This window comes from Candidatus Zixiibacteriota bacterium, assembly GCA_029860345.1.
Classification (GTDB): Bacteria; Zixibacteria; MSB-5A5; order GN15; family FEB-12; genus JAJRTA01.
In genome coordinates, this window is the sequence record JAOUBJ010000022.1 from 40,116 (window position 1) to 48,542 (window position 8,427).

An 8,427-nucleotide genomic window follows, 5' to 3' on the forward strand; every position below is an offset into this window, starting at 1 on the left:
GCGACACTGGGTTTTTTACCGAAAGTATTTGTTGCCAAGAGGATTGTAACTGTCAACATTATGGGCCAAGACAGAGATGATGACAGAGGCGGTCTTTTTTGCTTAGATAGAGGTGTCAGGCCCTTTTGAAGTACTTTTGACCTGTGAGTCATCACTCTCGCGTGGTCCTCCCCGTAGGAAGGGATGGCGTGTAGGATGATCTATTTGAGACTTTATTCGCACAGGATGAACTATAAACAACTGAATCATAAAACCAATTGATCACAGGAGGTGCATCTAAATGGTTAACGTCAAACGGTTCGCGTTGGTGCTCGGGCTGGCCTGCTTGGTGCCGGTCATCACGGTCTCGGCCGGCATGGAGCCGGGAGAGTTCAAGTTGGGTGGAAAAGGGTACTTTTTCTACAATCACTCTATGAGCGATGGCGGGGCAGGTCAAGACAATGAATTCGACGTCTCACGTCTGTATTTTGGAGCCAAGTTCCAGATTTCGGAGAAGTTCATGGCCCAGTACATGACCGACATCGCTCACGAGGGTGGCGGAGAGTTTGAGTCGTTTGCCAAGTATGCCTTGCTTGACTGGAAAATGGATGCTTTGAGCCAATGGAACGGTCACTTGGTGTTGGGCTTGCAGTCCACTTACAACTGGAAGATCCCCGAAGCCGCCTGGGGTTATCGCTCCATTCGTTACTCACCCATGGAGTCATTCGGGAAATACTTCAGTAGTGCTCGTGGAGACTACGAAGACATGCTCGAAGCTTGGGCGGATAGCCTCTATGATGAGGACACATCGGCCGACGACGCCAAGGCGGACGAGGTCATGAGTCAAATGAACAATTTCCACGATGTCTCAACGAGTAAAATGGCCTCCTCGGCCGACCTCGGCGTGGCGCTTAAACTCAAGCCTACTGACAGACACTATGTGTACTTGATGATTCGCAACGGTGGCGGCTACAAAAAAGCCGAGACCGACATGTACAAGAACTACCAGGCGCGGGTCGGATTTTATCTCCTCGAGAACAAGGAATTGCATTTTTCGGCGATGGCCGAGCTTGAGCCGATTGAGGGACACGACAAGGACGGCGCGGTGAAGAGGCGTCAGAACCTTCAGTGGGACCTGATGGCTGCCTACGAGCAGAAGGGCAAATTCCTCATCGCCGGCAACGTAAACGCCAAAAAGTTTCCGGGCGTGATCGACGACATTACTGCTACCTGCCTTTCGGGTTTCGGCAACGTCTATCTGGCTGCCAATAAGTTGAAGGCGCTGGGGCGTGTGGATTTGTACAAGACCGGCTTCAACGATGCTCAAATGAATCCCGCAATGCCGAAGATGGAGTCCAACGCCACTCTGATCATTGCCGGACTGGATTGGATGCCCGACAAAAAGGTTCACATCATGCCGAATGTGCAGATACTATCTTTTGAAGGCGAAGGTGATAGCGTGAAGGACTTCTACATTCATGTGGAGTTCAAGTTCTAGTGTGACCAAAGACACCACTGGAAAGCTAAGAGCAACTCCGGCGGCACTCGTCGCCGGGGTTACTCCGATGGTGAGGATTGTTGATAAAGCCATGGTAGCTCGTTGCGGTGGGTCTTGCCGATTCGCTAGAGCGAATCTGTGTGACCCGCCGCTGTTGTCGAACAAAGAGAAATGTGTCGAGTCACAACCCCGCCTGCGGCGGTGCCAAGACCCGACACAACGGTTCGAGGGTTCTTCGACAAGCCCGGCGGTGTCGGCATCCTTCGAAGTTGCGAAACTGGCCCCGTCCGCAGTGAAGGTTGCTGTGCAGTCCAACGCCGTGCCGGTCATCCCGTGGGATAGTATGGGTATGGGTACAAACCCGACGAGGAGATAGTCCCGCGGGTGATGGTTTTGTAAGGTATAAGTGGCAGCGTGCCACGAACGCTTTGATGACACTGACTGGAGGAATAGATGAAAATCAAACGAAGGGAATTCCTGAAAGCAGGTTCCGCCGCCGCCGCCGCAGTTACATTGGGCGGGCCGACTTTGAATGCGCTCGCGGCTGAATCGGTGAAAAAAGCAATGGGCATAAGCTACGGCCAGTGGAAACCAAGTACTTGTCTTGGTTGCACCACATGGTGCCCGGTGGAGATATTCGTTCAAGATGGCCGAGCTGTGAAAGTACGAGGCAATCCACACTCCAAGCAGAATGACGGCTACGTCTGCCCGCGCGGTCATCTGTCTTTGCAGCAAGTTTATGATCCGGACAGGGTCAAGGTGCCTATGATCCGCACCAACCCGACAAAGGGCAGAGGCGTTGATCCGAAGTTCGTACCGATTTCATGGGACGACGCCTTGAACATGATTGCCGATAGGATGATGGAACTGCGCAATGCTGAGGAGCCGGAAAAATTCGCGGTGCTGCGCGGCCGCTATACCTATATGCGTGACACCATATACAGCGCCTTGCCCAAGGTTTTCGGTTCACCCAACGGCATTTCGCACAGCGCCATTTGTGCGGAAGCCGAGAAGTTCGGCTCCTATTTCACTGAGGGGTACTGGGGATATCGTGATTACGATCTCAGCAACTCAAAGTACATCCTGGTTTGGGGTTGCGATCCAGTGAGCAGTAACCGGATGGTGCCTGCCTCGATCAGACGACTTGGTGACTGTCTGGACAAGGCTACGGTAGCAGTCGTCGATCCCAAGCTCAACAATACAGCGGCCAAGGGGCAGGAATGGTTGCCGGTCCTGCCCGGTACCGACGGAGCACTGGCCGGAGCTATTGCCCACGTGATCCTCACGGAAGGGCTATGGCACAAGGAGTTTGTTGGAGATTTCACTGATGGCAGCAATCGGTTTGCCGCCGGCGAGACAGTTGATGAGTCCACCTTCGCTGAGAAGGAGACTCACGGTTTGGTCAAGTGGTGGAATATCGAACTCAAGGACCGAACTCCAGCCTGGGCCGAGAAAGAAACCGGTGTGCCAGCCAAGCAGATAATCCGTGTCGCCGAGGGATTGGGCAAGGCAGCCCCTAATGTTGTCGTCTGGATGGGTCCCGGCGCGGCTATGCATGTACGGGGCGCTTACTCGGCCATGGCCGTTCATGCGCTGGCCGGTCTGTTGGGCGCGGTCGACAATGAAGGCGGCAGCTTGGCGGGCGCTAAGATTCCGGTCAAGAAGATACCCTCTTACAGTAAGTATCAGGATGCGTTGGCCAAGAAGCACTCCAAGATGCAGAAAATCGATCAGCGTGGCTACAAGCGGTTTCCAGCTCTGAACAAAGGTAAGTCGGGTGGCGGCGTTGTCACCAACAACGTGGCTGACGCTCTGCTGGCGGGAGACCCTTATGACCTGAAGGTAGTGATCGGTTACATGAACAATTTTGTCTTCTCATGCACGGGAACCGAGCGCTGGGAGAAAGCCATGGAAAAGGTCCCGTTTACGGTTCATTTGACCACCCATGCTTCCGAGTTCAGCCAGTATGCCGACATTGTACTTCCCTGCACAGTCAGCAAGTATGAAAAATGGGGTTACGAGAAGACCAAGGCCAATCGATATGCAACCGCCACATTGTTGCAGCCGGTTATCGATCCGGTGTGGGACGTGATGACTGACGAGACCGAGATTCCCTGGCTGATTGCCGAAAAGCTGAGAGAAAGAGGCTTTTCCAACCTCTACGACTACTATCACAATGAGTTCGCGGACGTGGAGACAGGCATGAAACCGAGAAACGCAAGGGAGTTCACACTTTCCAGCCTGAAACTCCAGACCGCGCCGCTCTGGGATGGTAAGAAGGATGTCGGTGGGGACAAGATCGACGGTTGGGATCAGTTTGTCAAACGCGGCATGTGGAACTCTTCCCCCTATAAATACAAGAAACGATGGGGTGGACATTTCGGCAAAACCACTACCGATGAAAAGACAGGCAAAGCAAGCACAAGCGGCACGGTTACACACAAGTTTGAGTTCTACAGTGAAACGTTGAAAGTCGCCCTGGAAAAACACGCCGGAAAACACAACACCGATGTGGACGATATCCTAAAGGTGTGCAATTATACCGCCACGGGCGAACTTGCATTTGTGCCTCACTATGAACCGCCGTTTCGGGACGGTGATGTCGAGGAATACCCGTTCGCCTTTATTGACTACAAGTCCCGCCTTAACAGGGAAGGTAGAAGCGCCAACTGCCCGTGGTTCCATGAATTCAAACACGTGGACCCCGGCGATGCCGGCTGGGACGACGTCCTAAAGATCAACCCGGTTGACGCCAAGAAACTCGGTATCAAAACCGGAGATCAGATCAAAGTATCCTCTACCGTGGGCAGCATTGATTGTTCCGCCAAGCTTTGGGAGGGTGTACGCCCCGGCACCGTTACCAAGGCATACGGCCAGGGTCACTGGGCGTATGGCAGGACAGCGGCTCACGATTACGCAGCGGGCGTTCCCCGAGGCGGCAACAACAATACGATCATTGCGGCCGAGTATGACCGGTTGAGTGGATCAACTGTGCGTAACGGCGGCTTTACGGGCGTGAAAGTCGAAAAGATCAAGGGTTGAGGTTAGGAGGATATGACAGTGACGCAATTCGCGATGGTGATAAACTTGCAGAACTGCGTGGGGTGCGGTGCCTGCGCGCTTAGCTGTAAGACTGAGAATAATACCGCTCTGAGGAAAAACGGCCAGACGCACAACTGGGCCGATTTCATTCATGAAACGACCGGCAAATTCCCTGACGTAAATTACCGGACTTTACCCGTGCTCTGTAATCACTGCTCGGCTGCACCCTGCGTGGAAGCATGCCCTGTTGATCCCAAGGCGATGTACAAGACGCCGGAGGGGATTACTATGCACAACGATGAACGTTGCATCGGATGCAGAGCCTGCCAGGAGGCCTGTCCGTATAGCTTGGACGAAGTTGCCGCGGATGGCGGTTACAGTGTGATCAGCTACAATGAAGAAGATGGACCGGACCCGGCTTTCTACAAGAGTAGTAACGCGATTATCCCCGGTTGCACTTCATCCGGTATAGATACGGCGCGTGCCGCCCGCGCAACACCGCCGCATCGGAACCGATATGGTCACACAGACTACGAAGATGTACGCCGACAAGGTATAGTTGAAAAGTGCGTTTTCTGTGACCACAGGGTAAAGTACGGAGATGCGCCTTACTGCGTGACAGCCTGTCCGGCCGGCGCCAGGGTTTTCGGCGATCTCAATGATCCGTCAAGTAGTGTCGCAGAACTGCTTAATCAGCACAAGAGCTTTGTTCTGAAACCAGACGAAAAGACGGAGCCCAACGTGCACTACATCAGGGAGTATAAGAAAGGTTAGTTGATTTGTGCGCCGCGGCCCTAGTGAAGCACTGTTTCACTTGGCCGCGGCTCGAACGACTACCCCTTAAACCATGCAGTTAGAAAACAGCCGGAAGCTCAAACAACAACGGACCGATTGTTACCGGTTGCTGGCCGCGCTCTTCTATCCGCCGCAGCGGGAGGTTCTCCTTAGTGAAAGTGTGTGCCAGAACCTTGCATTACTACTCGATGCCGTGTGCCCCGAAGCCGGACGGTACGCCGGTGAAATGCTACAGTGTCTTGAGAAAAGCAGCGATAGTGAGTTGGCGGTTGAGCATGCCGCTCTCTTTGTCGGCCCTTTCGAGCTCAAAGCTCCGCCCTACGGTTCAGTCTACCTGGAAGAGCATCGAAGAGTATTGGGTGAGACCACTATGGCAACGCTTGCAATGTATCGGGAAGCAGGCTTGAAGTTGGATATAAGGGAGCCTGCCGACCACATCGCCGTTGAACTTGAGTTTATGTATTTCTTGGCTGTCAGGGAAGTCGAGGCGTTGCTGTCTGAGGATCAGGGCCGGCCTGATGTGTGGCAGAAGAGACAAGCTGAGTTTCTCCTGGGGTACCTGGGACGCTGGACCCCCGACTTTTGTAGTAGCATCAAAAACGGCACGCAAAACGAATATTATCGGGCACTGGCGAATTGCCTCGCTGCTTTTATTGCCTGTGAGTGTGAAAAGGTCAAGCAGCCGGCCAACGCCGGGAGTCGGTCGGAATGACCTCGGACGGGGAGGAGTAGTACTGGAACAACCGTGACCAAGCCGTCAGATGCAAGGATCTATGAATCTCGCGCCGTTGTTTATGGTGCCATGACTCGGTTGTATCTTGCTCCGCCGGAGCCTGAGATACTGATCGATGTCGAACGCACTGGTTTTCTCCAACTCATGTTAGAGGTCGGTGGGGAAGAGGCTGGAGTTGGTTCGTTGCTGGTCGATTCGGATGAGTTGTCTGCCGAATTCACCCGGCTCTTTTTGGGACCGGGGCATCATGTATCCCCGCATGCCTCAGTCTACCGAAAGGATGAACCGCAATCGGGCGAGCTATGGGGTCATAGTACAGGCGAGGTCAAGCGCTTCATGGAGCACTACGGCCTAACTTTGCACCAATCTGCAATCATCCCGGACCACATAGCGGTTCTCTTTGAATTCATGCAGCAAGTACAGATGAAGGTTCACGAGCTTATGACATCTGACCGGCCGGAGTCGGAGACCAAAGTTGAGATCGATCTGGCCGTCCAAGTAGAGCGAGATTTCTTTAATAACTACATCAGTGGCTGGATTGACTCTTTTCTGGACGCGGTAGAAAAAGCCAACCCATGCCTTTTTTATGCCGTTTTAGCCCGGTTTACACGCCTTTTCATGGCCAACGAAAGGTCGGACCTCAGCCCGGATTCCTGCACGCACGGTTCTACCAACTAACAGTGCTGCCCAGGTTTGCCGGTTCCGGTTGCTTGGTAAACAACCGTGCTGGAGGGACTTTTCTGACATCGGGTATTAGCGATTCCTTAGCCCAAGGCTCAAAGCAAACGCCAAAGATGCCGATACGACTTGAATAAGTAGTAGGACGTACCAGTTTGCGAATTCTGAGGACCAAGTTGTGACTGATTCCAGAAAACACCCCCGTGGATACACCGATGGATACTTAGTAGTGTGGAATGATAAAACAGGAATGCCGATCGGTCGCCTGCGCAATCTGACCATTGACGGTTGTATGCTGATCTGTACGGACCCTGTTAAAACACCGGCGGTGATACACTGCCGCATGACTTTGCCGGACATAATCGAGGGCATCCGCGACCTTACCTTCATTGTAGATGGAAAGTGGTGCCGACAAAACCAACGGGCCGGATGGTATGAACTGGGCTGCGCCTTCGTGAATCTTAGTGTCAAGGGCTCGAAGATCATCAATCACCTGGTGGAAGAGTGGATGATCATCGGCGAAACTGCCGATGCCGCCTGTCGCGGCACCATTCCCCGATAGCCTCACTTTGCGGCCGCAAACTCAGCCGCCACCCAGCGCGATCCACAACAGCACAACGATTATGGCCACCATTATCGAGCGCATGGCAACAACCAGCACCTTGAAGTTTCTCTCATGGAAGTCGGCCAGCCAAATCAGGTGCAGTTTTTTCAATACCAGGATTCGAAACTTAAGCATCTTTGGCGCAATTGGGATCAGGACCGCTGTGATTGCGGTGACTATCAACATGACCGTCTGCTCTTTCATCTCACACCTCCGGGTTGGTGGACTCATCACTTATACGCACATTGAGGAGGGTTATTCATGGAAAGGCGCTATGTGTGCGGCAAGTGAGAGCCACTCTTTACACGAGAATCGCCTGAGCCGCGTAGGGGGCGGCCTTGTGTCGCCCCTTGGTTCCGGCGGAGACAAGCCCCGCCGCTACGCGATAATAACAACGCCTTTTGGGACAGCCTGGCCTGTCTGCCCCATGTTCCGTCCCAAACAAGGTTTGAGACGGCCACCCAACCAACCTCATCCTGAGCGGAGTCGAAGGATGAACGAACGTTCGACTCACAGCGCTCAAAATGGGTTTGTTTTGCGGAAAAACACTTTTTCTGATCCGCCAATTCATAGGTGTGGCAGATAACTGGCCATAAGTTGAACGGGTACAAGCCAGTGTCATGCCGAGCGGAGTCGAGGCGTGAGCGCCGTGAAATGGGTTTATCCGGGGAAACATCACACTCACCCCACAAGATCGATGGTGAAAGCGAAGCGGGTATGGGTATGGCGTGTTCTGTTCTGCGCTGATAGTCATAGGGACATCCTTTTTCAATCAAGGCTGGACCGCGATTTGCGGCAGATTGGTAGGGTTGTTGTGAACGGGGGAGCGGAAGCGCGGGGTCTCACGTTGCCTGTGGTAACGAAGGACCCCGCGCAGCAGTATATACGTGGTGCACGAGGACGTACACCACGCACGGGTATGATGGAAAATGACAAGATGGATTCCGGGTCAAAGCCCGAGATGACAGAATAACAAATCCGGAATGACAGATCAGTGTTGCAGGTGGCGTTGGACGCCCCCCCCCCCCCCCCCCCCCCCCCCCACCCCCCACACCCCCCCGCGGGCCCACCCCCCCCCCCACCACCACACAACAAACA

At 53.7% G+C, this 8,427-nt stretch carries 7 protein-coding genes; 6 read left to right on the forward strand and 1 reads right to left on the reverse strand.

From position 1 onward, the window contains the following. Nucleotides 1-280 precede the first annotated feature (280 nt). From OEV49_16740 to OEV49_16765, 6 genes are all read left to right on the forward strand, one after another. Entirely contained in the window at nucleotides 281-1,477 is a 1,197-nt protein-coding gene (locus OEV49_16740; GenBank protein ID MDH3892711.1) for a hypothetical protein, read from the forward strand. A 453-nt stretch (nucleotides 1,478-1,930) separates the two neighbouring features. After that, on the forward strand, nucleotides 1,931-4,519 hold the full coding sequence (locus OEV49_16745; GenBank protein MDH3892712.1) for a molybdopterin-dependent oxidoreductase: 2,589 nt from the start codon (nucleotides 1,931-1,933) through the stop codon (nucleotides 4,517-4,519). A 12-nt stretch (nucleotides 4,520-4,531) separates the two neighbouring features. After that, the gene (locus OEV49_16750) at nucleotides 4,532-5,293 is read left to right on the forward strand and encodes a 4Fe-4S dicluster domain-containing protein (protein ID MDH3892713.1); all 762 of its coding nucleotides are present in this window, start codon (nucleotides 4,532-4,534) and stop codon (nucleotides 5,291-5,293) included. A gap of 73 nt (nucleotides 5,294-5,366) precedes the next feature. Beyond that, complete coding sequence (locus OEV49_16755) at nucleotides 5,367-6,026, forward strand: molecular chaperone TorD family protein (GenBank protein ID MDH3892714.1); 660 nt, start codon at nucleotides 5,367-5,369, stop codon at nucleotides 6,024-6,026. Nucleotides 6,027-6,059: 33 nt separating this feature from the next. Then, on the forward strand, nucleotides 6,060-6,725 hold the full coding sequence (locus tag OEV49_16760) for a molecular chaperone TorD family protein (protein MDH3892715.1): 666 nt from the start codon (nucleotides 6,060-6,062) through the stop codon (nucleotides 6,723-6,725). A gap of 178 nt (nucleotides 6,726-6,903) precedes the next feature. After that, nucleotides 6,904-7,287 carry a PilZ domain-containing protein gene (locus OEV49_16765; protein ID MDH3892716.1) on the forward strand — a complete coding sequence of 128 codons (384 nt, stop codon included), beginning with the start codon at nucleotides 6,904-6,906 and terminating at the stop codon, nucleotides 7,285-7,287. A gap of 21 nt (nucleotides 7,288-7,308) precedes the next feature. Here OEV49_16765 and OEV49_16770 read toward each other — a convergent pair whose 3' ends face one another. Further along, nucleotides 7,309-7,533 (reverse strand): hypothetical protein, encoded by a 225-nt coding sequence (locus OEV49_16770; protein ID MDH3892717.1) that lies wholly within the window; start codon nucleotides 7,531-7,533, stop codon nucleotides 7,309-7,311. Between the last annotated feature and the right edge of the window lie 894 nt (nucleotides 7,534-8,427).

Coding starts and splice junctions, on each gene's coding strand:
- OEV49_16740 (MDH3892711.1), top strand. CDS start 281: ATGGTTAACGTCAAACGGTTCGCGTTGGTGCTCGGGCTGGCCTGCTTG.
- OEV49_16745 (MDH3892712.1), top strand. CDS start 1,931: ATGAAAATCAAACGAAGGGAATTCCTGAAAGCAGGTTCCGCCGCCGCC.
- OEV49_16750 (MDH3892713.1), top strand. CDS start 4,532: ATGACAGTGACGCAATTCGCGATGGTGATAAACTTGCAGAACTGCGTG.
- OEV49_16755 (MDH3892714.1), top strand. CDS start 5,367: ATGCAGTTAGAAAACAGCCGGAAGCTCAAACAACAACGGACCGATTGT.
- OEV49_16770 (MDH3892717.1), bottom strand. CDS start 7,533: ATGAAAGAGCAGACGGTCATGTTGATAGTCACCGCAATCACAGCGGTC.